The sequence below is a fragment of the Candidatus Poseidonia alphae genome, from assembly GCF_943787815.1.
Taxonomy (GTDB): Archaea; Thermoplasmatota; Poseidoniia; order Poseidoniales; family Poseidoniaceae; genus Poseidonia; species Poseidonia alphae.
On record NZ_CALSNW010000003.1, the window covers coordinates 561,680 to 587,027 of the forward strand.

Here is a 25,348-nt window from a genome sequence, read left to right on the forward strand (position 1 = left end):
AGATACATGTGGTCAAGGCGAACCCGAATTATGGCCGTTGGAGCCATTGTGACCTTGGGTCTGCTCGCCACCGTACTCGTCCAAGCCCCTGTTCCGACCCGAACCGTTGACGAGATTATGGTTGATCCTGATTCTCACGTCGGTGATGAAGTCGCAGTTCGTGGAGAAGTACTCGATGGCAGTATCGATAACGGTACGATGGTATTTACTTTGGAGGGTGATTCATACACGCTCCAGATACGATACACGGATGCTGCTGTTTCAAACGGTTTAGGAGATAATCGTACGGTGTATGCTGAAGGAGTACTCTTGTTTGAGGATGGAACCTACGTCTTAGATGCCAGCACGATTAAGACTTCATGCCCTTCCAAATATGAAGAGGAAGCAGATTTGGAATAATCTTCTCTGACGCTGATTTCATATAGGCTGGGCAGCAGGGCCCGATGGGATAGGTGGGGAGCTCGGCGTACCCTGTACCACAAAGCGTCGTTATGGTGGACTGAACGCCTTGGGGCGGCGAGAGCGGCTTTGAGGTTCCCGTAGGCGGACGTTGATGTCTCGCCCCCACATGACTCGGGTGTCATGAACCGTATCCGGAAGGAAACGGGAACTGAATAACCGGGGGATTAGGTCAGGCCGGGAACGGAGCAGCCCTACCCGGAGCCATGGGTGCTGTGGGGTGCCGGGATGGAGGAAGCTTGCGGACTTGGCCTCGTTGAACGAGCGTCCACCCTAGGCACTCCCACTCATATGTCAAACACGACATCACAGTACCAGCCAGGTCCTTGAAATTCTGGTACATCTGGATCAGGTGGTTGAAGGGTTGCTCCCTCAGCCACTCGCTCCACTGCAAGTTTGTGTGTTGTGACGGCCTTAATTTCCAACTCTCGTTCAATGAGGTCGGCTTGCACCCATGTGACTTGGACGATTGCCGTAAGTCCTGAATCATGTTGTTCAATCTTTACAGCGCCGTCAAGAAACCATTGATTGTGTATCTCTTGTCGATAAAGGACTTCTTCTAACCATGTCACCAATAGCATGCTTTTGTCATGGGGCGAGTGCTTGCATTGAATTTGCCATTCACCATAATGGCGAATCTGATTTGGTGCTGCAATATTTCCTTCTGGTGAGGCCAATAAGGTCTGTACCCCTAATGCCGATTCTATGAGTAGAGATTCGTAGGATGGGGCAAATGCTCTCAGGGCAACATCAGCAGTCGTTGGCCATGGCCATGCACTCACGAAATCACCTCAGCGTTTGGATACCTGTAAATTCCAAACTTGTTCACCAATTCGATGGATTAAATCCTCTCGACTTAGTACGAACGAGTCGGTTCGTTCAGCTGCAAGAATACATTCACACGCTGCATTTGCGAGCAAGGCAGTAGATTGCACGTCAAGGTTTCTTGATAATGAGAATGCAATGGCTACAGCAGCCGCATCAATGAGTCCAATCATCTGCCTCAAATCTACAAGTCCGCAGGGTGCATGAACGGTATCGTAGTCCCTGGAGTATATGGTGACTCCAGCCTCACCGGACAAGACAACGACGTGATTCCAATTGTACTGTTGAATCAATTTTTCAGCGGCTTCAGCACCAGTTGATGCTCCAACTCTGCGGCGCATAAGTTCCAGACCTTGATGTTGAAACAAAATCCAATCCACGCCTTCAGTGCGATGCAACCCCGTAAGTTTAGGGTCTGCAATCACAGGCAATCCCATCTCTTTGGCTTTAGAAAACAGTAGTTCTGACCCTTGGTCCGTGACGACGCCTTGACCATAATCAGAAACAATGAGTGCAGACGCACCCTCCAAATCTGTCACAGCCTGCTCGTAGAGTGCCTCTGACGCATCAAGAGGTACTGGAGCGTCTTCTTCAATATCCCAACGAAGGAGAAGTTGTTCTTCCTGAATGAGACTTTCTCTTGATGCCAGCATGCGTGTTTTCACCGTTGTGATTCGGTCTTCAATGATGGCAATACCATCAGTGGAAACACCTTCTGCCTCCAGCAATTCAATAATGCTCAGCCCTGCTGAATCGTCACCAACGACACCGAAGAGATGGCTTGTCATGCCCATGGACTTCAGTCCCCTTGCGACGTGCGCCGCAGCACCGACGTCCTCTTCTCTGGATGTTTCTCTCAATACGGGGACTGGGGCACGTGAATTGAGGTTATTCGCATAGCCGTGAATGTAGCAATCCATCATCACGTCGCCGATTAGAACAATCTTTGCATCATCGTCAGAACGCAAGTGGCCCTTGAGGTCCGATAGTACATCGTGGAGCATCGCTTCTTCGTCAGTCATTCCCATAGCATTCACTCCAAGCGATTATTGTCCTTTCAAATCCTTCATGATTTGGTCGTGTTCAGATTCTGATATGTTCAATTGGTTTCTCAATGTTAGAAGAATGGCATGCTCGTCCATCGTGATGATTTTATCCTTAAGCGCTGTTTTTACGGCTTCAGCATAGGTTGAGTAGTGTTCTGAAACAACGGGCATGTTTCGGGCTCGATCCAATAATGAGTTATGGGTGACGGAATCAATTCCAAATGCAATTCGAAAGGTGTCAAGCAATGCGACTTCTTCCGACAATATTTCTCCGTCATCAAGGGCCTGTAATATCATGTCAAAGTAGACTTCTTCAGGTGGTGGGATTTTGAGTTGTTTCCTTGCCTCGTTCGAAAGTCTGCGGGCACGCTCTGGATGCATCCCTAAGAATTCTACGACTTCATTGAGTAATGATTGTTCATCCCTGGTGATTTTTCCGTCTTCCCACGCCCTTGCAAACATTCGGCGAACCAATTCTTCTCCATATTGAGCATCCAGAGAGGCCATGCCTTCTGGGTTGGATACGGGGGATACGAGAGCATCTTGAAAGAAGTTCATTCCTTCATCAACGTGAGAAAGCAATTCAAGAAGAGGCGATGTTGTATCCCACAATGAGCCGAGTTTCACCTCTTGTGACTCATGAGTCACGATCTTGTTGAGGAACTGTTCCCGAAGTTCTTCTGCCCGTTGAGTTCCAGTGTCGGTGAGCGTGTAGACACGTTTACGTTGTTTTCCACCGGGTATGTGACGCTGTTCAACATTGAGAAGCCCATTTTTTTCCATTCGTTTTAGGGTTCTGGGAATATGCTTTCGTTGGACATGAACGGCGGCAGAGATTCCTGCTTGTGTCAGAACCGCTGGGGCTTCCCAGCCTCCACTGGGCAACCGTTGATTGAGCAAATGTAAGAGCGAACGTTGTTCGGTCGTGAGGGTTCCTAAGTAGCCATCAACCATCTTCTCACCCCGCTTGTTTTTGCTCACGCGGTTGTAGCACATAGGACAATCGGTTCTAGGCGACGAAATCAAATGGAGGCAGTCGGTGGGATAATCATGGGGCGTGGGGAACGGACATACACGCCAAGGGTTCGTACTACCCGTCCATTGGGTTCATCGTTGTCAGCCAATGCCCCACCTGCGAAACCTCACCCTCGTCCAACCGCGATGGATGGGCTATGGTACCTACCGTCTCCACTTGCTCAACGACTTCATCAAAAAAGTGCCCTGGGCCAATTGACCAAAGACGGAGGAATCCTTCTATCTGTTGAAGAGGTGATGTTTTCACATTGGTACCGACATGTACCTCTTCCAGGGGACGGTGATTGGCTCGGTGAACAACTTGCTGCTGACCCATCTGTTTTGTCCCGTGTCATTGTTATGGATGTGATGAGAAACGGAGGAGAACTCGTTGTACCTGTATCGCACCTTAAGGACCGATATTCAAACCTTCATCCCGCTACATGGGCCGTGCGTTGGCAGCGTCATGAATCTTGGAAGAAACATGATGGTTTTAGCCAAATTCGATTTCAAAGAACACATGATGTAATCAACTGGGATGAACTTCAGAATTGGGTTGAAACCGTTATTTCTCAGGGGCATCGGCCAGAATTGTGCGTCATGGATGACGAATTGGATCTCACGGTATACATGTTGTCCCATGAGTTACCAGTGGGTGATCAACGAATTCCCCTTGATTTAGATAAAGAGGAAAACCATCAGCTCAAACGCCTTCTCAACCAAGCAGTTGCTATTGAAGGAGGCCATTTCATCTCAGACGACTTGAAATGGGTGTTGCCTGCATTTGGGATTCCACATCTTTCAGGAAGGTACCTACGTGAAGAAGAATACATGTTTCTCGCACATAAGGACCCTTCAGATTCATTGTATCAACATCTCGCTGGACAACGCTTACTGCTACGGCCAGGCTTCAAATATGGCTGCAAATGGCGAGTTTATGAAACCGAAATCAACACTGAGCACGCACCGTGGCTTGTACAACCGGTTGGTATGGCTGCTGAGACTTGGGAAGGTGTATGCCTTTCCGTTCGACTCGCTGAAGGCGTGAATAAGCGGTGGCTTTGCGCAATCCCTGACGAAGCATCTTGGAGTTTCCTCAACATCCGTCGTTCAATCGGAATATGAATCGCTGATTTGGTCGATTGGCCTTCCCCACGGGTCAAGGGTTTCGGATGCAACAATTCTTTCTTGATTCTGTTCAGCCTCCAATGGTGCTGGCTCTTTTGGTTGTCCAGAAGGACGTTTTGGACGCAGCCCCAAGGTGAGATAGATTCCGATCAGTATAGCAGCGAGTCCAAGGGCACGGCCTGGCGTTCGCCATTCAGACAGCAATACATCATCATCACTCGAAGCACTTAATTCAACAGGGATGACCCATTCTCCACCTTCTTCTGTTGTTAACACAAGTTCGCCACGAACCAACATATTGTCGCTAAGTAGGCCGTTGGGATGAATTTCAAGCGTATATAGCCCGTCAGAACTGAGAATGACGAATTCTTCTGCTTCAGCGATACGAGAGAGCGGACCTTCTATTTCAACAGAAATACGTTGATTGTTTTCCCCAATAGAATCAACCGGTACGGAAATTGTAGAATTTGCTTCTGACGAGATGCTGCCTTTGAACGTGGATTGAATCGGTATTCGGTTAAGGGTCAATACCGGATATTGCAGATGATAACTCCCCGCTTCACCGCATTGAATCTGCCCTTCTATGACCGTTAAGGAATTCGCCATTCCTGACTGTGAAAACTTCAGATAAAACCCATCTTCGTCTCCGGTGTCTTGCACAAGTGAAACAACTCTTCCATCGGACGATATGAGGGTACTCGTGCACGGTCCCGGATGATCAATGTCAATCGGAATGGTAGCATTTGGTAACACAGTGGCACTGTAATCTGGTAAATCCAATACAAAGGATGGTGAACAATTGGTTGATGAGAAGGTGATGTTTTGATTATTATCTCCCGTTATTGATGCAGTCCATCCCACCAAAATTCCGTCATGAGTCCGGATCTGAATACCTTCAGCACCAAATTTTGAACCGTTGATGAACAAGTCACTTTGCTCGCCCTCATTGGTTCCGCTAACGAGGTCTTGTTGGCCGTCAGCTTCAATGACCATCAAATAAGGGAATTTAGGATTTGTATTGACCTCGTTTCGGCCAATATCGCCTGCCGACCTGTCAAGGTAAGTCACGAGAATTCCTGTTCCTGGCAGTCGGTTATCGTATCCCGAATCTGTCCGAAGTTCGATGTAGACGGATTCATCTGGGCCAATCGGAACCATCAATACTTCCCCCGAATCGCTGGTTCCCTGCAGTGTCACGGTAGGTCCAATGCACGGTGATGGGCTTTGATTTGGCCATGTTAAATCAAGATCAACGGTGCGGTTAGCTCCAATCATGTCAAGAATTCCTCCACTAGGGAGGGCAGGCCACATACCCCCTCCGTTCCAATTTCCACTCGCCATGACGTCCCAATCTCCCAAACCTTTCCAGGCTTGAAACGACGAGTCATCATGGACTGGGTAAAGATCAACCGCCCCCATTTGATGCATCATTTCATGCATGATCGTACCGATACCGCTTGTTCCGGTTTGGAGGCTCGCCATTGTGTAATGATCTACTGAATGTCCGTTTCCCGTATTAATCGACGAGTCGAATTGCGTGAAATGACTCCATATTCTATTCTTGATGGAAGGGTTTTCTTCTTGTCCCTTGGATGTATGCAATATCAACAAACGGTCAACTGTACCGTCCCCATTGAGGTCAAAAGGTTCCCAATCAATGGATTTAGAAACGGATTCAACGGCTTCTCGTGCAAGTTCTTTGGGCATGAAATTCCCAACGGCGTCAACATCACGATTTGATGAATCGCTTCCATAATATGCTAAATCATTGTTAGCGCGAATCACTTCTGGATATACCGTAAGGCTCACCGTAGTCCGATTTCCGGAAACTTGATGAAAGTAATCAGAGGCACTTGTATTCAATAGATTACGAGCCTCATCAGCCCCCCAATTACCATTTGCAGGATTGGATTCAAAATCAACAATTAGGACCAACCAAGATTCATTTTGTTGAAGCCCAACCAGTTCTTCTGTGCTTGAGTTTTCGATAAAATTCCGCTCAATAATCCACGTGTCAACAACATCTTCGTTAATGAAACTCCATCCACCTATTGAGATGAAGGCAACAGCAGCAAGAAGGGTCAGCCATCGCTGCATGATTATCGCATGGGGAACTTATGTTTCAACGTTCGTTGCTACTGAGTGGGGCTGTAGTGATTATGCAGTGTCCAACAAAAGACGGGTCAAAGGGCTCCATTGTTTCGATTCTGCCTCGATTCGTACAAGGAGGGTTTCATCCTTCGCAAACGTTGACCAGCCCAATGGTCCATCTTCACGCAATAAAATTTCCTGTGGTAATATGGAATTTTCTTTCATGAGGTGAATGAGTCTTCGTGGCATGCCATGTTCTGGAAACGGGTCGTTAAGCGATACAAGGCTCAACTCAAAATCCAATTGTGGCCGCAAGGGGATTCCTGGTCGATGATTTTGTAGCCCCATCAGGTCAAAGCCACGAAGGCTCGTACCGAGCGCATTGAAATTATCCTTCAATCGCTTTGGACATGGTACACCGTCGCAGCCAGTAACGATGACATCCGAAATTCTGTTGCTAAGGACATGTTCCATCAAACGATTCCTGTCTGTTTTGGATTCACAGATCCCTGCGAACCTCATCATGCTATATCCGTCAATTGGATTCACTCCATAGTGCGCATTTGCTCCCAAGCAAGAACAATCTGCAATGAGAATTCGCCGCTTTCTGCCCTCATGGTCCAAGCGTGTTTTGGAAATTCCAAAGTGACTCGGATCCATCGCCAACCAACGTGAACCGATGGCTTCTGAACTGGACCAATAGATAAGGAGCAATAACAATCCAAACCCGGTACTGTGCTCCGGCACAGAAAGCAAGAGCAGGAGCGTACCAAGACCATAAATTCGCCAACGCCAAAATTCAGCAGTTTGTTGGTTGAGTAAGCCCCCCTTTCCCAAAAAGACAAGTGACATCCATGTAAAGGTAAATATCATCAACATCCAAACGCTCAAGACAGCATAGAGCAAAATATCAACTGCATTGTATTGTGCAACGAGGTTGGCCGAGAGATGGTGCTGATGACCTGCATCATATACCCAAGGAAACAACCACCCCAACAATCCCGCAGAAAGTAAAGCAACACCGAACGTTCCACCCCAACACCACCTGCGCAAAGCCCGATATTCACCAGGCAAAAGTCCTGGTTTTGCAAACTGAAGGAAATGATGAACCACCAATGGAAGAGCGCTCAATATTCCGAGAACGATTGCGGTTAACCAGCGGACGACACTCCATTCCGCAGGTTCGTAAACGTTCAAACAAGCATCTGGGCAGGGCTGAAGGTGATCAAGAAGATTAGCGAGAACACTATCGATGACAAACAGCCATGCGAGCGAGAGCACGGCCACGCTCAGGAATACAACGGTAGTACGAAACGTAAGTTCGTCAAAATGCGACTGTACGGGTGTATTTGCGTCCGATTCAAGGAGAATGGACATTGTTCCAACTCATACGAGGTCTGTATATTGCTTGGGTGCTCGTGATTGAACAATTGTTCGGTAAACACCAAAGATGGCCCAAAGGGTAAGCATTCCTACAACCAGGGAATAGCCCCAAGGTTCGGAATTGTCTACAAGATAAGCAAAGAGCAATCCAAGACCTGCTGCGACGGCTCCTCGACGAACACCTTGAGGCACAGCAAGACTGCGGTCAAGGTGAGGCGGTCCGCCTGAGAATCTACGTTCGTAGAATTCTCCTTGGATTACGGCTGCAATGATGATTAAGGAAAGTGTGGTCCAATAGTAGAGATTACCGTTGGTAAAGAATTCGTCAGCGATTCCTTCTTGACGTTCAGCTTCAAGCGCTTCAGGGTTTTCTTCGGCAACGAACAGAGCATCGTAATCGCCAACGCTGATGGTTCTTAGTGAAACATCTTCGTCGGTCACAACTTCTGCTGCACCAGGTTCGCTGATGATGAAGGAGAGAATGTTCCATTTGTCACCTTCGTCAAAGTTCCCGTTTCCATTCACAGCGTTCCCGACAAGTTGGAAGTTCACCGAACCAATGTCTTCGCTTGGAGCCGTCCATGTCACGACCCAATCGTTACCGGGTTCAGACTGGGATAGCGCACCGGGTTCGTCTGGATCTTGTTGGCTTCCTTCTCCAGCAGTGAGGGTTCCAGCATTGTAATCATAAAGGACATATCCGCCAAGTTCGTTTGATGCATGCTGCAGGTTGATTGTGAATTCATAGGTTTGACTCACATTGTATGCTCGAGGCACACCTGAAATAGAAACCACAACTTCTGTGGAAGGGGCTCCACCTCCGTGACATGTACAGCCGGTTTCAACAATGATTCCGCCACCGTTTTCCCATGGGGGTCCGTTGGGGCTACCAAGCACTGGTGCGGCAAGCATGAGAGCCATAATTACCATGATGGAGAAGTTGCGCACCGGTCGTTGCATGTACTCACCTGTTTTTTTCCACTCGGCCCCGCTCTTTGAATGTTGCTTCCTAACCGTAAGCCAAAGCGAGGTTCAGATATCCTTGATGGCGTTGTTTAGGCCGGTCATCATGGCCTTTCCGTCGCCGAAGAGCATCATGGTTTTGTCCATGTAAAAGAGGTCGTTGTCAACGCCAGCGTATCCTACCGACAATGAGCGCTTGATGATGACAACAGTGCGTGCTGCATCTGCATCGATAATGGGCATGCCGGCCAAAGGCCCCTCGCCACTGCGAGCTGCAGGATTGGTTGTATCGTTAGCGCCAATGATCACCGCTACATCACAATCAGGGAATTCTGGATTAATCTCATCCATTTCGATGAGTTGCTCGTATGGGACGTTGGCTTCCGCAAGAAGGACGTTCATGTGTCCTGGCATGCGCCCTGCAACCGGGTGAATTGCGTACTTGACTTCTGTTCCGAATTTCTCAGTGATGAGGTCAGCAAATTCCTTCACCTGATGCTGGCATTGTGAAACAGCCATTCCGTAACCCGGCACGATGATGACTTTCTGAGCACCATCGACCATCATAGCGACTTCATCAGCGTCTGAACCTACTTTTGTACGGGTCAACTGAGCCTTTTCTCCACTTCCACCAAAGGACTTGAAGAGTACATCAGGCAGCGTACGATTCATTGCCTTGCACATGATGAAGGTCAAAATCAATCCCGATGCGCCAACGAGCGAACCAGCAACGATGAGAACCGAGTTTCCAATGATAAATCCAGTGAAGGCTGCAGCGATTCCTGAAAGCGAATTAAGCAGAGAGACAACAACCGGCATGTCAGCTCCACCAATTGGGAGAACCAACACGATTCCGAGGATACAAGAAATGGCAATGATGGCCCAAAGATAGTCTGTGTTTCGTGGGTCACCGATACTGAGGTAGATGAGAGCAAATACCGACAGGACCAACAAGACCTTGACTGGATTGAGCCATGTTGGGCCCCATGTTGGTGTTTTCATCCACTTTCCAAAAACAGATATTCCGCCTTTGAGTTTGAACATGGCGAGAATTGAACCCGTAAGGGTCATCCATCCGACGAGAGCCGAAAGGCCAGCAGCGACCATAATGACCTGAATGTTAAGACCGGTTGGAAGGACAAGGTCGGCATCTTCGATGTACTTCCATGATTCAGATAATGCTACGAGAGCAGATGCAGCTCCACCAAATCCGTTGAACAATGCAACGAGTTCCGGCATTCCTGTCATCTCAACACGAATAGCCATGATGATTCCAATGACTGAACCAACAACAAGTCCTGCAATGATAAGGGTCCACTGGGCATCACCACCTGCCTGTATTTTAACGACCGTAGTTATGACCGCAACGAGCATCCCGAGTGCGCCGTATTGATTCCCAAGGGGAGCGGTTCTAGGATGTCCGAGTTTCTTCAATCCGAAGATAAAGAGAGCAGCAGAAAGCAGGTAACCAATAGGAATCCATTCTTCCATCTCAAGCCCTCCTTTTCTTTCCTGCAATCATATTGAGCATACGATTGGTCACAGCGAAACCACCTACGACGTTGATCATCGCGAGAACAATAGCTACAAATGCTAGGATGCCTGAAAGGAGCGTTTGGTCTCCGTCAAAGGCTACATTGGCTGCAAATAATGCTCCAACAACACTGATTCCTGAAATAGCATTGGCCCCACTCATCAAGGGGGTGTGGAGTGTAGCTGGAACCTTCGTAATCAATTCAAAACCGAGAAAAATAGCTAGCAAAAAGAGCGTTAGGTCTGCAATAAGCGTTGCTTCTGTAATCATTCAACCACCCCCGCCAAGCGTGTTTGCTTGGGATGAATCACTCCATCCTTGCAAATGAGCACTCCACCCATTCCGCCGACATAGAAATCTGAGCCTTCTGGAGCTCCAACGAGAATATCATCTTCTTCTGAAATTTCGACCTTTGATTCCTTTACCAAAGAGGTGAAAAAGGTCGTTAGATTGTTTGAATAGAGCATGCTTGCGGTGTTTGCAAGGGTACCCGGAAGATTGGAAGTTCCGACGATGATCACACCGTTGTCAGTGGTCGTAACCTCTCCTTGAACGGTGCTTTCACAGTTTCCTCCAACATCAGCATTCATGTCAACAACAACTGCTCCGGATTTGAACGTTAAGACAGCGCTTGACGGAACGGTAATGGGTGCAGGGCGACCGAATATGCGAGCGGTCGTGACAATGATATCCGCATCTGCAGCAACGCCACAAACGGTATCGTTCACCTTCTGAATAAATTCTGGTGTCAATGGTTTCGCATATCCAGATTCATCTTCGAAGTCGTCCATGCCATCAACTTCAATGAAACGGCCACCAACGGATTCGATTTGTTCTGCAGCGGATTTGCGAACGTCGGATGCGTATACGATGGCACCGAGACGCTTAGCAGTAGCAATTGCTTGCAGACCTGCAACTCCGCTGCCCATAATGACGACCTTGGCTGGACGAATGGTCCCGGCTGATGTTGTCATCATTGGAATTCCACGTGGGACATGTGCAGCCCCAAGGAGGACAGCTTTGTATCCGGCCAAGTTGTCTTGGCTTGAATTGACGTCCATTGATTGTGCTCTTGAAAGTCGTCGTGGAATCATGTCCATTGAAAGAAGGGTGATGTTAGCATCCATGCACGCTTTGACGTATTGTGGGTTTCGGAAGGGGTCGGATACACACGCAAGGTTGGTACCCGCAGCGATACCCTCGATGCCAGGGAAGCGGATGCATACGAGGTTTTCACAAGCCAAGACATCTTCACGGCTTCCAATTTTAGCCCCGGCGGCTTCATAGTCGGCATCGTTGTAATTTGCCGACATTCCAGCGCCTTTCTCAATGAGAACTTCAAATCCAGCCTTGGCAAGTTTCTTCATGCTCGAGGGTACAATGCCAACTCGTGTTTCGCCTTTAGGTTCTTTTGGGACGCCAAGTTTCATGCCATTACCTCATGGATATCACCCGCCGTTATGGGGAGTGATGACTTTCCCACTGAAAGGGGGTTTTTAGAGGAGTCGCTTGGAACCTATGAAGGAGCCCTGAGGAAATTTGGTGAATTCTCATTCAGTCAGTCCTTTTTCAAAAGTAGTTCCAGTTGATGTCACCATTGTCCTTATGGACTGAAAACTGTTGGTTATAATCAAGCGGTGAAACCATGGTAGCAGGTCGTAGAAAAATTGCAGTAATTGGAGCAGGAAACGTTGGAGCAACATGTGCATTTGTACTCGCTCAGATGAAAGTTGCAGACATCGTTCTGTTGGATATTTATGAGGGGTTTGCAAAAGGAAAGGCTCTCGACATGTCTCAAAACGCCAATGTTCTCAATTATGATGGTCGCATTACCGGTACAGCAGACTACAACGATATCTCCGGCGCTGATGTCGTGGTCGTTACATCTGGTTTCCCACGCCAACCCGGCATGACCCGAGAGGATCTCATCGGTAAAAATGCAGACATTGTATCTCAAGTTGGAGAAGGCATCAAAAATCATGCACCGGACAGTGTTGTTATCGTTGTTACCAATCCACTTGATTTGATGACCTACCACATGCAAAAAGTCACTGGATTCCCATCTGAACGCGTCATTGGTCAAGCAGGTGTTCTCGACAGCGCAAGAATGGCTCATTTCATCGCGCTAGAACTTGGCTGTGCTGAAGAAGATGTGTCACCAATGGTCCTTGGTGGGCACGGTGACACCATGGTCCCACTGCCGCGCTACACAACCGTTGGTGGAATCCCCATCACTCAACTCATGTCCGATGACCGAATTGAAGCCATCAGCAAGCGAACAGCAGGTGGTGGCGGAGAAATCGTCAAGCTCCTTGAACGAGGTTCTGCTTTTTATGCTCCAGGTTCAGCAGCAGCAGTGATGGCTGAGTCCGTACTCAATGACCGAAAGCGTTTGATTCCAGCTTCCTGTTTGATGACGGGGGAATATGGTTTGGACGATGTCTACATCGGCGTCCCATGCATTATCGGTGCATCCGGAGTTGAACGAATTTTCGAACTGGAACTCACCGATGAAGAAATGACTTCACTGCAGGGATCAGGGAATTTCTACAAGGGTCAACTCAAGGATATACTCGGCTATTGAAGACGCTCTATGCACAAACTGTGCGTTTGCCCCGTTGTCGTAGAATTCAGTACTGGATTGAGTTTCCTTACCATGACCTTACCCGATTTCCCTCTGCTCCGCATTCGAGTGAGTATTTCTTGCCCGATATAACATCCCTTGTCAGGGTGGACCAGATGCTCTAGACCGCAAGAGAATGGATGCACCTTCTGAGTAATTTCATGACCGTGAAATGGGACTTCGTTCATAACACGATGCTCATCCCATTGTTGTTGATTCCAAGTAGGTAGGTGGTTGAGGCTCTTCGAAGTAACCATCATCCATCCTAATGCACTTTGATGAACCGTTGCTCCTTCTGGAATTTGATCAGGCTCCATTCCAATGAAAACATCGTTGAGATGAGATACATCTGTAATGGAAATATTTCTTCCAAGAATTCGGCTCATCAGATGAGCCACAAGCTGGTCTTTATATTCGACAAACCCAACCAAGACCACACGTTCACCAAGGAGAAGTATTTCACATACGTCAATGATTTTGGCTTGACTGTTGGTAAACGGTGCCGTGCAAGGGCCGTTGATACGGTTGGTCGACAAACCATCAAGAAATTCGAGAAGATTCTCTCCGCCAAGGAGTAGAACTGAGGAATTGCACCGATAAAGGCCCATGCTGTTTCCTCAGGAGAAGGATTCGCCACAACCGCAGGAAGATTCTGCATTGGGGTTGTTGATTTTGAATCCGCCACCCATGAGGCGGTCAACGTAATCGATCTCAATGCCGTCAAGTAGATGGCTGGATGCGGATGGTACCAGAACTCTAAATCCGCTGATATCCAACTCTTGCACGGCTTGTTCCGTAGATTCTACGATTTGCAAGTCGTACATGTAGCCTGAACATCCCCCACTGAGGACACCAACGAGAAGAGCATGACTACGGTCGTCACCGAATGCGTCTTCAAGCATTGCAACAGCCTTTTCGGTCATGGTCAAATTGACGTCAACCTCTTCAGGTTTTACCATCATGACGGGTGATGCTGAGTCGCAAGTTCCACAGTCCATGATAAGCCCACGCACTGGTCGTTTTTGAAGTTGACCTAATGGTGGAGTATGGAATGTACGATTTTGCGGGAGTGTTAATCAGCGTTTTTTGCGTTTCTTATCCACTGCTTTTTGCAAAATGTTGCACCGTCTGATTTGGTCTTTTGCCCTTTTCGTTGCGGCTATGTCGAGTCCACGAGGTATGGCTTGTTGGAAGCATTTTACGGCGTCGTTATACCGTTCCATTTCAGCATAGGCTGTCCCCATATTGTAGAGGGTTTCTCCTCGAACTTCCGTTGGCCGTATGAGCATGGCTTGGTGATAGGATTCAACGCATTTAGGGTATTCTTCCAAGAAATAGTATGCGTTGCCTCGATTGTTGAGGATTCGGATAATCATGGCGTCGTCCCCTGCAAAAGTTGGAAGCGCTTTGTCAAAACAAGACAATGCTTCTCTGTATTTCCCATCGTCGATAAGCTGGACGCCCTGGTTAAACCACGCAACGTTTTGGTTTGAAATTGCATTTGAGGTGGTACTCTGTGGTATGTTTTGGGCCGCGGCGGTCGTCGCATCCAATGCTGCTTTTGCGAGGTCGACTTGCTGGTTGTATTCCACAGATGGTGGTGCGACTTGAGCCTCCCGAGGGGTCATGAGAAGGTCATTCGCAGCCGTAGGTTGTAGGACCGGTTCAACCGCTGGTTGTACTGGCGTTGTTTCCAGCGGCAGTGCTGCGTACTGCTTTTCTGCAATTGGAGCTGGTTCTACTTGTGTGGGTTGTAGCGCCGGTTCAGGTTGAGGCATTGCTGAAACCGGTTCAGGTGCGGGTGCAACGATGGTAGCCGGCTGTTGTACGGTTCCATCAAGCCCGTTTGCTTTGGCATGACACTTTTGTGCTGTGTCAAGATCACCAGCTTGCTCAAGGGCTCGAGCGAGTCCACGCCAATTGGAGCCGTTTTGACTGTCCTTTTGGATGAGTGCTTTCCACACGAGAACCGAATCTCCGTGTTGAAGGTTGAGGGAAAGCGCGAGTGCACGATGTGCAGTTGGTTCCTCAGACATGTGAGACAGCGCTTCACGGGCCATTTCAGGCCCTGCGGGAAGGGTTGGTGGCAGACCAGTGACTTGGTCTAACACTTCATTTTCTCCAACTGCTAATTGGATGAGCATGTCAACAAATTCTTCCTTGATGGCATGATTTGGCTCCATGGATAACAAGTTGCGTGAACTTTCAAGGAATGTTTCAATGAAACCATTTTCCTTCGCCAAGATGTTTAATTTTTCAGCAGCTTTCACGTAAGTTGAGTCAGCTTCCAACGCCTTCTTGTACGACGCCATAGCATCGCTGAGTAGATTGGAACGCTGTTGGACTGAACCAAGATTGAACCAACCGGGGGCGTGGTCTGGTTCGAGGTTCTGTGAATGCGTCATGGCAGCAATTGCATGGTTGTCAAGGTCCATTCGCGCCATTGCTCCACCTGCAATCCTCCATGCGCCAGGGTGGCGGGCACCGATGGTTTTCAAGTGAGGTTTGAGCAGGCTGAGAGCACCCTTTGCATCTCCTGATTTGAGCATCTCTGTTGCTTCTCCAACAAGAACTTCAATGTCCAATTCCTGTTCTTCTTGGATCGGTTCTGGGGCAACCGGTGTGGGCACCTGAACGGGAGGTGCCTCTTTGACAACTTCTTGTTGGGCGACGATAACATCTGCAGCACTTTCCAATTCTTCGATTGAGAGTTGGTCGTCATCATCATGGTCATGGTGAACTGCTTCTTGAAGCAGTTCTTCCGGATTATCAATACCGGCCTTTTCTGCAATGGCTTCGACTGTCTTCATGTCAAAATCTTGCTTCACTTCAACTGAGGGTTCCATGACCTCAATGGGAACCGACAGCCCACTGTCCTTGGACCGTTGACTGAGTTCTACAAGTGCCGGATGGCCCGGGAAGAACTCCAGTGCCTTTTGGGCCATGGAAAATGCACCCTCAAGGTCTCCAATCCGTTCCAATAGGATAGCCATATTAGCTGTTGCAGGAGCGTGACGTTCATTCAAATCTAAACATATTTGGAACGATTGCCGAGCACCCCTTGCGTCTTGTTGGGCTTCCAACAAAACACCACGATTAAACCACGCCATGTCGCATGATGGGTCAAGGGCTATGGCTTTGTTAAATGCCGCTAAGGCACCCTTTATGTCGTCGTTACGAGAGCGTTCTTCACCGACGGTGAGAAGAATTTGAACCATTTCTTCAGGGTCTTCTACATCATCGATTTCAGGAATAATATTGCTTGGCTTTTTGATTGGCTTTTCAACGGGCATTTCTTCAGGTTGCTCGTCATTTTCAACCGCCATAATGGCGTCTTCAACCGAAGACAAAACGGCATCAGCGAGGTCATCTACTTCAGAAACATCGTTCGTTTTCTCCGATGCCTCTTCGTCAGTCACGGTTTCACCGATTTGTAACCAACACAATACTCCGCATAAGGATTGCTTCTTTACGAGCAGGCAATTATCCTTACATTCAAAGACTATGCCTTACTGCGAAGGTTATGTCATACAATGGATTGAAAGTTCTCGGCCTCGCTGGTGAATACCGCAATACATCAAAATCTGGAATGCTCGTGAGTGAAGCGTTGAAAATTGCTGAATCTAAAGGGGCCGAAATTGTCTTTTGGGACCTCAATGAGAAACCATTGCCCTTTGTTGGGGAAGACGGCTGCTGGAGTCACCCAACGGTCCAAGAATTTCAAAACCTTTTGCTCGAAACGGATGCGTTTCTCGTCGCTTCTCCAGAGTATCACGGCACAATGTCAGGGGTCATGAAGAATACATTTGATTGGATGTACGACAAACATGTTGGCGGGAAAGTGTTTGGATTAATGTCCACTCTCGGTGGAGTTACGAATGCAAATACACTGAACCACATGAGAATTTCTTTGCGTTGGTTGCATGCATGGCCTGTACCCGAACAGCTTGCTGTTGGCCACGTCAAAGAAGCATTCAATGAAGAAGGAGAGCTCTCCGACGGATCTTTACAAGATCGTTTAGAGGCGCTTGTTGAATCCGTGCTTTCCACATCGATGAAACTTCGTTCCTGAGCGGGTTATTATGGACGGTGACCGACCGGCTTTTACGGATTCATGGGGTGGTGTTTACCGTCTTATTGAACCAGGTGAATTCACCCTCGGTGATTCCACCGGTGTTGGGGCGCGAAATGAATCTCCAGCTCATGAGGTTTCGATAACCGAACCGTTTTTCCTTGGCGAACGAGTCATCACCCAAGCTCAGTGGGTTGACTTAATGGGGTCGAATCCTTCTAAATTTCAAGAAGGATGGAGTTCAGGTTTGCGACCTGTTGAATCCATTTCCTTTCATGACGCCGTTGAATTTCTGGCACGCATGAACGAACGTGATGGGGATTCTGAACGTCTGGGAATGATTGGAATCTGGCGCCTTCCATCAGAAGCAGAATGGGAATATTCTGCCCGATGCGGTACGAATGGGCGTTGGTGGTTCGGTCAGCGTGATGTAGAACTCAACGATTATGGATGGCATGCAGGCAATGCGGGCAGCACAACCAAGGAAGTTGGTTTGAAAAAACCAAACCCATGGGGTATTTTTGACATGAACGGTCTTGTTGCAGAATGGTGTGAAGACCAATGGGAGCCGCATTACAACACCTCAAGAACACAAAATCCTCACCGCAATGCTTCCTCTGAACGCCGCGTTACACGTGGAGGTTCATGGTTCACCGAAAGCGATTCAACACGTTCAACAGCCCGTTCATCCTCCATAGAATCGAAAACCAGCGACGGCATCGGAATTCGGTTGGTATGGGAACCGCAATCAACCTCATAAGGTATGACGAGAGCCTGCTTCTCATGGACCTCTACCATTTCAATCGCTGCAGCAAATCAAGGCAAGCGCTCCAATTTTTGGAACAACAATCCATACCATTTACAGTCATTGATTATCATAACAATCCACCTTCGGCTAACACACTCCATGATTTGATTTCGCGCTCAAGGCATGAACCCATTGAATTTGTCCGAATGAACAAGAACATTGACCTCAAGTCATCAGCTAGCATTAACGAAATCGCTACTTATCTCTCAATACACCCTCAGCACATGCAACGACCCGTAGTTGATTCCGGAACTCAGGTAATTATCGCTCGGCCACTTGAACTATTGGCTGCAATTTCAGATTATTCAGGCCTGTTCTCCGCCGAGTAATTCTGTATCGTAGGGATGGCCCTCATCCAAAACCGAGAGTTCTTGATGATCCGGTATTGTCCCTGGGCCAACGCTCCATCGTCCAGAAAGTGGTTCCTCCAATATCAGGAGAATGTTGTGCTGTTGAAAGAGCGCCAATGCAACTGCAGTACGAGAAATGACGGGTGCAATGTCCTCTTTGAACAAACGGTCCATCTCGATGCAAATGGTTTCAAAGGTTCTCGAACCATCGCAGAGTTCCCAAAGAACGCTGTTCATTCTGTCGAGTGGCCTCCGGAGTTCCTTTGGCGCCCTCAACATCCTCGCCAACCATCGTTCATAGCGCTTGAAATTTTTAGCAATCCTTAGCGTCACCAACCGTCCACTTACTCCAACAAGTTCGGAGTCCCTTTCCACAGACCCATGCCGCCCCCACCAAACTGGAACACGACAAGGATACTGCTGAGCAAGTGGATGCGCTTCTATACCGGCCAATTCACTCATGATGTCACCTCAAAAGTCACTCCAGGTCCATGCTACTAGCGTCAGCATGGAAACTGTACCTAAGAGAGCCGATATTCGAGTCCCTTGGTACCTTTCTGTGAAATTACGTAGGTACCAAGTGGTGACACCGCAAATTGCTACCATGAACCATAGCCCGTACCATGCTGGAGGATAGGCTGTCATGATGGTGCGTCTCTAAAGGGTTCCATCAAGGTATTGCTGTCCATAGTACGACCATTGTTCATCGGTCCAACCCGGTGGGAGACCTGAATCCGGAATGGGTGGTGCGGCCAATTGAGTTGATGGTGGGATGAATGTTTGAGGTTCGACTTGTTGAACAGTTTCGGTCATCGATGTAGGCTCAACATTGGTGACCGGGGGGCCGTTTACTGGGGGCACGTTTACTGGGGGGCCACTGATCGCAACGACTTCCTTTTCTTCATAAAATTGCTCCGAGAAGTCATCACCCGTACGCCTTCCACGTATCAAAAACAGAAGGCCAACAATGAAAACTAAACCTCCTGAACCACCGATGAGTATTTCAGCGGTGGAGAAAAGTTCTTCTTCTTCCAAAGCCTCATACTCTAGGGTAAGGGTAGTTGTGAATTCATGATATCCATCAGCACTTCTTAATGTGAATGTTACATCACCAGATGTACTTCCACTCAATCGCAATATCTCACACATTGACTGAGTAGATTGAGGATTGACATGACCTGGCGTCGACCGGAATTCTAGCCCTTCTTCTGGAATCAAAATTTTGTTGCAGGATATTTGCCATCCCTTGGGACCATTTCCAGTAAGAATCATGGTTTCATTAAAGGTAGATGTAGACGTATGGTTGACCCATACATTGGCTCCTGTTCCATCAAGGACAATACCTGTTGATTCCTGAACAAAGTCAACATCAATGGAGCGCTCTTGGTCAAGAATGATGAGGTGTTCAACAGAAAGGATGACCGGGAAGCCGTTTGAGTCAAACGAACCTAGAACTTCAAACAACACTACGAACCTTGTGTTCAATGTGGCATTGACGGGAACCATCACGTCAATGCTCAAATTGATGAGTTCACCAGCCTGAAGCGTTAACGGTATCTCTTCGCCAATGGCTCGAGAGACCCCACCTACGCTCAGAAAGCTCTTGGTATTGGTCAAGGCTGGTGTGGAATATACTGTGGTTTTCAAACGCAAACTGTCATCTCGGGCATTCCCTTGATTTTCCAAAGAGGCACGTGCTGAAAAGACACCTCCTGAAATTGTAGATGTGCTTCCAGGTTGTATCCTCAGCACCGGTGAATGTACGGTGTCTGTAACTGCAGTAAACTCAATGACATTGTCGGAGGTGTTGGCGTCATCGTTTCCACTCGTAGGCTGGACACTAATTGTGACGGTATGCCGTTCTCCTGCGGACTCTTCCATGGGGAGAAGGAGCCATATCTGAATTTCTTTGGTATGTTCCAAATCATAAGACACGGATAGACTGATGGGGCCAGAATGGTTTTCTCCATCAATCATCATCCACCAATCCCACGTGGGCGGTAAGTCAACAATGTCCACGCCTACCTCGGTGTCACCGTTTCCATGATTGGTGATCACAAAGGTTGCAGAATTCGGTTGGCTCGGCGTCAATTTGAGTGGAGTTTCCACAGGTTCTATGCCTATGTTTTCCGTGGTCGTGACGCGGAAGGCATCAAATTCAGGACCCTGTATTGTCATGAGGCTTCGTTGTGATTCTAACACGGGTATGAGCCGTGGGCCTCGGTCATCAGCCTGAGCATTTTCAGGTACGGTAATGTACACATCAAATGTCGTAGTCGCCCCTGAATTGAGAACTGCAGGTGGACCTGTTGGTTGTTCAACGATCCATTGGCCTTGGTCCTCTACAATGAAACTGATGTCAAAAATGTCTTGTCGCGTTGCATTGTTCCAAACGTTGTAGGTCAATTTTACTTCGTCACCTGCGTCCACATACATTCGGTCCATTTTCATTGATTCTACCAAATCTACAGTAGCATCACTTACCATTGATGCTGAAATGTCAACCGATACTGTGTCGGCTCTCGTAGAATCGTTTTGGGCTCTCATCGTGAAGTCAAAAGATACAACGGTGTCAGGGGCGACGCCCACAGGAACCGTCATCGTCATCATAGCTGTTGTTGGTTCGTTGGGCCGCAGTTGGATCGAAGTAGGCTGGGACCATTTGAAACCCACGTCCCATCCAGTTGGAAGCGAAGTCAAGTCATAACTCAGATCAAAGACATCGGTAGCGTCACCGATGTTCTCCAAATCGATTTCAAAAGTGCATGAGTACGACGGAGGGCAACTTGGACGGACCGCGGGAGGGGTTACAATCGGTATGCGGTCTGCCTGTACCAGAAATTGAACGGGTAATGTTGTACTCACCGCACTGTATTGTTCGGATGAGATTTCTACGGACATTTGATGGAGCCCAATGCTCGTATTTTCATCCGGCTGGATCATGATTTGGAATTCTATCGGTATCCCTGGGGTGACTGTAAGTCCTTGCGATGGGTCAAAAGTGGTGCCTGACAATCTCGAATAGTATGCATTCCATCCTGCCGGTAGGCCCTGCAAGAATGGAACAAAAGATTCGGATATGTTCCCCTCATTGATAATTTCAAGGTTAATGCTTCCCCAATTACCCGGTGTTGCGCCGTTCGTAGCAATGCCGCGGGCAGAAACTTGGTACTCGTTCTCTCGAACCTTTTGGTCGTACACAAATACGATGTCGTCAATCCAATAACCTATGTCTGAGCCTGATAAATCTGATGTAAATTCGAATTTAATCTGCGTGGAGGTGTGGAAATAGGATGAATCCATTGGGATGAGTGGTGAGGCTGCTCCCTTATTTGAGACTGAAAACGTCTGCCAATTGACACCGTCGAGGAACGTGCTGTCTACAGTATTTGAGATTGAAGCAACTTGGGTCCATCCACCGAAGGCAGTCTTGGCGTAGATTTTCAAGACGTCATTAGCCGCTGCGCTCCCCGTGTAGAAGAATGAAAAGCCGTTTGTACGTAGTGGATTATCAACGGCATCCGACATGTCCATTTGCGGTGAAATTAATGATGTGGTCATGCTGTTGCTGTAGGATGATGTGGAACCTTGACCGACGTGGCAACTCGTTCCCTTAGAAATCGATGTATCTGTACTTAGGTCCCATTCGTTACCCTTGTTCCATGTACCAAGGGAATCACAGTTGAAGTATCGGTATCCAACGGTGAAAGGTTGCGATTTCATATCGTTTGAGGGCACATCATCCGTTATCGTAGACGTTGCAGCCACAACAAGTGTATGATTTCCAGCATAGCTTGGTGATATTGAGATGGAAATACTGTTCGATTGTCCTGCGTTGAGCGAAGCCATTTGCTTGATCGTGTTGTTCAGTTCAAAAAATTCGTATTCATTGTGGTTCAATGTCACGGTTACATCGATGACACCTGATGCTGCTGTCCCAAAATTTTCTACTTCTATCATCAATGTTGAAGATACATTGACCATTGCATCGATGACAAACAAGGAGGCTGGGCGATTAAAACCCAGTATTGGATGGTTGGATGAAAACATCTTGTAATTTCCTTCATCTGTACTGCTTGTGTACTTGACTGAAATACCGGTCACGCCAACATCAACCCCTGTCTGGCTACGTGAGCTGGACGCAACAGCATTCGAGGAGAGTTCCGTCAATGCGGGTCCTGTGGTTGACAACAGGAGAATGGTTGCAAAGAAAAGTACGCGTCTTATCTGCATGCGGGTCATCTTGATGACATACCCTTAATCTATATGAGAGCAGTGGCGAAAGGTTGTTGTCATTCTGATGAATCATCATTGTCATTTTGGACCTTGCTTTTGGCCAAAACAAGCTTCGCCTCATCCCGCTTCTCCTTGGCTTGTGCGGCAAAATAAACGGTGAATGAAGGTATCAGTACAATGGAAAAGCATCCGACAACAGCTGCCAACGCCCAAACGAATTCTGTTGCTGCATCAACGGAGAATACTTTCACATCCCGCAGTTCTTCATTCACGGTTTCAACGGTGATGAACGGTTGTGTGGAACGGTTCCCAAGTTCAATGACTTCTATTCGGATCAAAGAAGGGGAATGGAAGTAATTGACACTTTCATTTGCCTCCGCCCATGCACCTTCGATGTTTTTAGCAAATACCGAACCGTTCGAACGACGAGCAGGGTCAACTGACGTGAGTCCGAAGAAGGAAAGATCCTCGCCGTCTTCAGAACTTCTTTCATGTGTGACGTTATGGTAACAACGGTCAGCGCATGAAAATTTCTCTTCCAAAGGATTCTCTAGAGAGTAGATTGCACCAAGAAGTGGATGACTGTACAATTTTGCACCGTTCATGACCTTCAAGACAGATCCATCCGAGAGTTCGGTAACCGTGACGTTAACCCATGTCAGATTTTGTCCGTTCGCAGGGACGCTCCACGCCCAAGTTGTCGTGTTAGAATCGCCGTCATAGATCCTATCAACTTCTTCTGCCGCTTGCAAACTGTCGGCATTCGTGACCGTTGCCTCGGTGGTGTATATGTAGGCAGATGGTGACACTGTGGCCCCATAGACGGCATATGAAAGTAGAAATATCAGGGTTAGAGACAAGCCTATGAGGGTCCTAAGCAAGTTAGGATTTTGAGCCAAAGCCTTCTTCATCATCCTAACCCACCCGAAGGGCCTTCATCAAGGCTTGTATGGCTGGCCGTGAATGAGGTGTTGTGCTATGATTTACTGCATGCTTGACCCGTTCTTTTCATATAGGGGCGGGCGGTCGCCAAGTTGCTTGGTGTTTCGTTATGACGACCGTGTATGATATTCCTGCTGACATTCTTATGCCTGCTTTGGCCGATGCAATGGCTGAACAAGACGCTATTTCACCCCCTGATTGGTCTGAATACGTCAAAACCGCTGTTGACCGAGAGCGCCCGCCGACCCAAGACAACTGGTGGTACCTCCGAACAGCAGCTATTCTCCGCAAGGTCGCCCGCAACGGCCCCGTCGGAGTAACTCATCTTGCTCAAGCCTTCGGTGGAAAGAAGGACAACGGAGTTATGCCGAACACACCAGGAGTAGCATCCCGACACATCATTCGAACAGCCCTTCAACAACTTGAAGACGCCGGTTTGGTAGTAAAAGTACCAACCAAGGTCGTCGGGGGAGATGAACCGGTCCAGTTGTACGCTGGCCGTCAAATCACCGCTGCTGGACAAAAATTAGTGGACAACATCGCCCATTCAATGCGTGCTGCAGCCGATGAGCAGTATCCTGGTCTAAACAAATATTGATCGGAGTGAGAGGATTGAGCGCTATGGTATCTGCACAGGATGACGAGTTGTCTGCCCTTCGTGCTCAACGCCTCAAAGCCATCCAAGAGCAAGCCCAGCAACAAGCCGTTTCTCAAATTGAAGCCGAGGAAAAGGCTCACGAAGCAGCCCAAACAGCTGCACAAATCGATTCCACACTACGTGTCGCCATGACACCGGATGCCCGTTCTCGCCTTGCACGCATTGCCCTGGTTGATCCAACCCGTGCAACGTCCATCAAAACGTCCATCGCAGCAATGTACCAATCCGGTCAACTCAATCAACCAATGAGTGATGCTTCTTTGAAGCAGATGCTCTCATCACAATCCAAGAGCCGCAATAATGCGTCCATCCGAAGAATCTGAGAAGGTGCTCGATATGTCCAAGAATAAGCCAGCAGCAAAAAAAATACGCCTCTTGAAGGCAGGAAAACAGAACCGACGTGTCCCCGTTTGGGTCATGCTAAAGACCGACCGAAATACGGTGTCCCACGCTAAGCGACACCACTGGAGACGAAGTAAACTCCAACGATGAGGTGATTATTATGGCAAGACCTAACGAATCCGAACTGATCGTTCCTTTGAGGAACGCCTGGAACATTACTCGATACAAGCGTGCTCCACGAGCAATGCAAATCATCCGCGAACAAGTCATCCGTCATCTCAAGGTGACCGAGGAAGAAGAACTCTACATTGACCCCGAGGTCAACGAACACATCTGGAAGCGAGGAATTGAAAACCCCCCTCGTAAAATCCGCCTTCTCGTGACACGTCACGATGAACCAGGAATTCCAGTTGAAGTCAAATTAATGAAGGAGTGATCACAATGGGAAATATTCGACCAAGTTTCATCAAAATCCGAGCCATCCGTTTGTGCGAGGAGCACGGTGAAAAATTCACCAATGACTTCGACCACAACAAAGTGATTGTCTCACAACTTACCGATGTTGAGTCAAAGAAACTCCGCAACTGGATTGCAGGATACGTGACACGATACCGACAACGCCGTACCGATTGATGCGGTGATTTTCTTGCCGGTCCGAGTGAAATGGGACCGCATGCCAGTGAGCGTTCATAGTGATGACCGTGCTGAGTTGGAGTCTTTGATTCTTCATCTCAAGCATCAACATAATGTTCGTAAGCGATCTCTTGTTATGGACGATAGAGAAGACGGAGGGTACCTCTTCTTCTTGTACCAAATATGCGACCCACGATGGATTGCAAATTACTACGACAATCAAAAAGGGAGCGATTGATTT

At 48.1% G+C, this 25,348-nt stretch carries 28 protein-coding genes and 1 other RNA gene; 13 read left to right on the forward strand and 16 right to left on the reverse strand.

Annotation, left to right across the window (positions count from 1 at the left end):
• Nucleotides 1-6: 6 nt before the first annotated feature.
• Together AAA857_RS07090 and ffs are read left to right on the forward strand one after the other, a co-directional pair.
• Nucleotides 7-399 carry a cytochrome c maturation protein CcmE gene (locus AAA857_RS07090; RefSeq protein WP_338174254.1) on the forward strand — a complete coding sequence of 131 codons (393 nt, stop codon included), beginning with the start codon at nt 7-9 and terminating at the stop codon, nt 397-399.
• Nucleotides 400-441: 42 nt separating this feature from the next.
• Nucleotides 442-748: signal recognition particle sRNA (gene ffs, locus AAA857_RS07095), an RNA gene on the forward strand.
• Here ffs and AAA857_RS07100 read toward each other — a convergent pair.
• Genes AAA857_RS07100 through AAA857_RS07110 form a run of 3 tightly spaced genes read right to left on the reverse strand, consistent with a single transcriptional unit; the run spans nt 747 to nt 3,284 of the window.
• On the reverse strand, nt 747-1,241 hold the full coding sequence (locus AAA857_RS07100; protein ID WP_338174255.1) for an archease: 495 nt from the start codon (nt 1,239-1,241) through the stop codon (nt 747-749). The two genes, ffs and AAA857_RS07100, sit on opposite strands and share 2 nt — an antisense overlap.
• Before the next feature lie 9 nt (nt 1,242-1,250).
• A complete protein-coding gene (locus AAA857_RS07105) occupies nt 1,251-2,312 on the reverse strand; it encodes a PfkB family carbohydrate kinase (RefSeq protein ID WP_338174256.1) in 1,062 nt (353 codons plus the stop codon).
• Between the two features lie 18 nt (nt 2,313-2,330).
• The gene (locus AAA857_RS07110; protein WP_338174257.1) at nt 2,331-3,284 is read right to left on the reverse strand and encodes a hypothetical protein; all 954 of its coding nucleotides are present in this window, start codon (nt 3,282-3,284) and stop codon (nt 2,331-2,333) included.
• 96 nt (nt 3,285-3,380) lie between these two features.
• Here AAA857_RS07110 and AAA857_RS07115 point away from each other — a divergent pair, with 96 nt between their 5' ends.
• Complete coding sequence (locus AAA857_RS07115; RefSeq protein WP_338174258.1) at nt 3,381-4,469, forward strand: hypothetical protein; 1,089 nt, start codon at nt 3,381-3,383, stop codon at nt 4,467-4,469.
• Here the strand turns inward: AAA857_RS07115 and AAA857_RS07120 are convergent.
• The 6 genes from AAA857_RS07120 to AAA857_RS07145 form a co-directional block, all read right to left on the reverse strand.
• Nucleotides 4,455-6,569, reverse strand: a complete 2,115-nt coding sequence (locus tag AAA857_RS07120) for a M6 family metalloprotease domain-containing protein (protein ID WP_338174259.1) — start codon at nt 6,567-6,569, stop codon at nt 4,455-4,457. The genes AAA857_RS07115 and AAA857_RS07120 overlap by 15 nt on opposite strands.
• A 60-nt stretch (nt 6,570-6,629) precedes the next feature.
• Nucleotides 6,630-7,940 carry a twin-arginine translocase subunit TatC gene (locus AAA857_RS07125; RefSeq protein ID WP_338174260.1) on the reverse strand — a complete coding sequence of 437 codons (1,311 nt, stop codon included), beginning with the start codon at nt 7,938-7,940 and terminating at the stop codon, nt 6,630-6,632.
• A 9-nt stretch (nt 7,941-7,949) separates the two neighbouring features.
• Nucleotides 7,950-8,906: a choice-of-anchor V domain-containing protein gene (locus AAA857_RS07130; RefSeq protein WP_338174261.1), complete on the reverse strand. Its 957-nt coding sequence runs from the start codon at nt 8,904-8,906 to the stop codon at nt 7,950-7,952.
• 72 nt (nt 8,907-8,978) lie between these two features.
• Nucleotides 8,979-10,400: an NAD(P)(+) transhydrogenase (Re/Si-specific) subunit beta gene (locus tag AAA857_RS07135; RefSeq protein WP_338174262.1), complete on the reverse strand. Its 1,422-nt coding sequence runs from the start codon at nt 10,398-10,400 to the stop codon at nt 8,979-8,981.
• Between the two features lies 1 nt (nt 10,401).
• Complete coding sequence (locus AAA857_RS07140; RefSeq protein ID WP_338174263.1) at nt 10,402-10,713, reverse strand: NAD(P) transhydrogenase subunit alpha; 312 nt, start codon at nt 10,711-10,713, stop codon at nt 10,402-10,404.
• Nucleotides 10,710-11,873: an NAD(P) transhydrogenase subunit alpha gene (locus AAA857_RS07145; RefSeq protein WP_338174264.1), complete on the reverse strand. Its 1,164-nt coding sequence runs from the start codon at nt 11,871-11,873 to the stop codon at nt 10,710-10,712. The genes AAA857_RS07140 and AAA857_RS07145 overlap by 4 nt, the downstream gene beginning before the upstream one ends.
• A gap of 215 nt (nt 11,874-12,088) precedes the next feature.
• Between AAA857_RS07145 and mdh the strand changes: the two genes are divergently transcribed.
• Nucleotides 12,089-13,027, forward strand: a complete 939-nt coding sequence (gene mdh, locus AAA857_RS07150) for a malate dehydrogenase (protein WP_338174265.1) — start codon at nt 12,089-12,091, stop codon at nt 13,025-13,027.
• Here mdh and AAA857_RS07155 read toward each other — a convergent pair.
• The 3 genes from AAA857_RS07155 to AAA857_RS07165 form a co-directional block, all read right to left on the reverse strand.
• Nucleotides 13,021-13,674 (reverse strand): hypothetical protein, encoded by a 654-nt coding sequence (locus AAA857_RS07155; protein WP_338174266.1) that lies wholly within the window; start codon nt 13,672-13,674, stop codon nt 13,021-13,023. The two genes, mdh and AAA857_RS07155, sit on opposite strands and share 7 nt — an antisense overlap.
• A gap of 9 nt (nt 13,675-13,683) precedes the next feature.
• Nucleotides 13,684-14,064, reverse strand: a complete 381-nt coding sequence (locus AAA857_RS07160) for an iron-sulfur cluster assembly accessory protein (protein ID WP_338174267.1) — start codon at nt 14,062-14,064, stop codon at nt 13,684-13,686.
• 78 nt (nt 14,065-14,142) lie between these two features.
• A complete protein-coding gene (locus tag AAA857_RS07165; protein ID WP_338174268.1) occupies nt 14,143-16,485 on the reverse strand; it encodes a tetratricopeptide repeat protein in 2,343 nt (780 codons plus the stop codon).
• A gap of 104 nt (nt 16,486-16,589) precedes the next feature.
• Between AAA857_RS07165 and AAA857_RS07170 the strand changes: the two genes are divergently transcribed.
• From AAA857_RS07170 to AAA857_RS07180, 3 genes are read left to right on the forward strand one after another with little or no spacing between them, the layout of a single operon-like run.
• Nucleotides 16,590-17,138: an NADPH-dependent FMN reductase gene (locus AAA857_RS07170; protein WP_338174269.1), complete on the forward strand. Its 549-nt coding sequence runs from the start codon at nt 16,590-16,592 to the stop codon at nt 17,136-17,138.
• Nucleotides 17,139-17,148: 10 nt separating this feature from the next.
• Entirely contained in the window at nt 17,149-17,898 is a 750-nt protein-coding gene (locus AAA857_RS07175; protein ID WP_338174270.1) for an SUMF1/EgtB/PvdO family nonheme iron enzyme, read from the forward strand.
• A 23-nt stretch (nt 17,899-17,921) separates the two neighbouring features.
• Nucleotides 17,922-18,275 (forward strand): hypothetical protein, encoded by a 354-nt coding sequence (locus AAA857_RS07180; RefSeq protein ID WP_338174271.1) that lies wholly within the window; start codon nt 17,922-17,924, stop codon nt 18,273-18,275.
• On the opposite strand, the gene AAA857_RS07185 is transcribed toward AAA857_RS07180, so the two are convergent.
• The 4 genes from AAA857_RS07185 to AAA857_RS07200 are packed head-to-tail and all read right to left on the reverse strand — an operon-like array spanning nt 18,252 to nt 23,341.
• Nucleotides 18,252-18,758, reverse strand: coding sequence for a hypothetical protein (locus AAA857_RS07185; protein WP_338174272.1), 507 nt, complete (start codon nt 18,756-18,758; stop codon nt 18,252-18,254). The genes AAA857_RS07180 and AAA857_RS07185 overlap by 24 nt on opposite strands.
• Nucleotides 18,759-18,767: 9 nt before the next feature.
• The gene (locus AAA857_RS07190) at nt 18,768-18,941 is read right to left on the reverse strand and encodes a hypothetical protein (protein WP_338174273.1); all 174 of its coding nucleotides are present in this window, start codon (nt 18,939-18,941) and stop codon (nt 18,768-18,770) included.
• 12 nt (nt 18,942-18,953) lie between these two features.
• A complete protein-coding gene (locus AAA857_RS07195; protein WP_338174274.1) occupies nt 18,954-22,529 on the reverse strand; it encodes a CARDB domain-containing protein in 3,576 nt (1,191 codons plus the stop codon).
• Between the two features lie 59 nt (nt 22,530-22,588).
• On the reverse strand, nt 22,589-23,341 hold the full coding sequence (locus AAA857_RS07200; protein WP_338174275.1) for a hypothetical protein: 753 nt from the start codon (nt 23,339-23,341) through the stop codon (nt 22,589-22,591).
• Between the two features lie 242 nt (nt 23,342-23,583).
• Between AAA857_RS07200 and AAA857_RS07205 the strand changes: the two genes are divergently transcribed.
• Genes AAA857_RS07205 through AAA857_RS07230 form a run of 6 tightly spaced genes read left to right on the forward strand, consistent with a single transcriptional unit; the run spans nt 23,584 to nt 25,345 of the window.
• Nucleotides 23,584-24,072, forward strand: coding sequence for a 30S ribosomal protein S19e (locus tag AAA857_RS07205; RefSeq protein ID WP_338174276.1), 489 nt, complete (start codon nt 23,584-23,586; stop codon nt 24,070-24,072).
• 23 nt (nt 24,073-24,095) lie between these two features.
• A complete protein-coding gene (locus AAA857_RS07210; RefSeq protein WP_338174411.1) occupies nt 24,096-24,455 on the forward strand; it encodes a DNA-binding protein in 360 nt (119 codons plus the stop codon).
• A 13-nt stretch (nt 24,456-24,468) separates the two neighbouring features.
• Nucleotides 24,469-24,624: a 50S ribosomal protein L39e gene (locus AAA857_RS07215; protein ID WP_338173090.1), complete on the forward strand. Its 156-nt coding sequence runs from the start codon at nt 24,469-24,471 to the stop codon at nt 24,622-24,624.
• 10 nt (nt 24,625-24,634) lie between these two features.
• Nucleotides 24,635-24,910, forward strand: coding sequence for a 50S ribosomal protein L31e (locus AAA857_RS07220; protein ID WP_338174277.1), 276 nt, complete (start codon nt 24,635-24,637; stop codon nt 24,908-24,910).
• Nucleotides 24,911-24,915: 5 nt separating this feature from the next.
• Nucleotides 24,916-25,107: a 30S ribosomal protein S17e gene (locus tag AAA857_RS07225; RefSeq protein WP_338174278.1), complete on the forward strand. Its 192-nt coding sequence runs from the start codon at nt 24,916-24,918 to the stop codon at nt 25,105-25,107.
• 25 nt (nt 25,108-25,132) lie between these two features.
• Nucleotides 25,133-25,345 carry a hypothetical protein gene (locus AAA857_RS07230; protein ID WP_338174279.1) on the forward strand — a complete coding sequence of 71 codons (213 nt, stop codon included), beginning with the start codon at nt 25,133-25,135 and terminating at the stop codon, nt 25,343-25,345.
• Nucleotides 25,346-25,348: the final 3 nt, after the last annotated feature.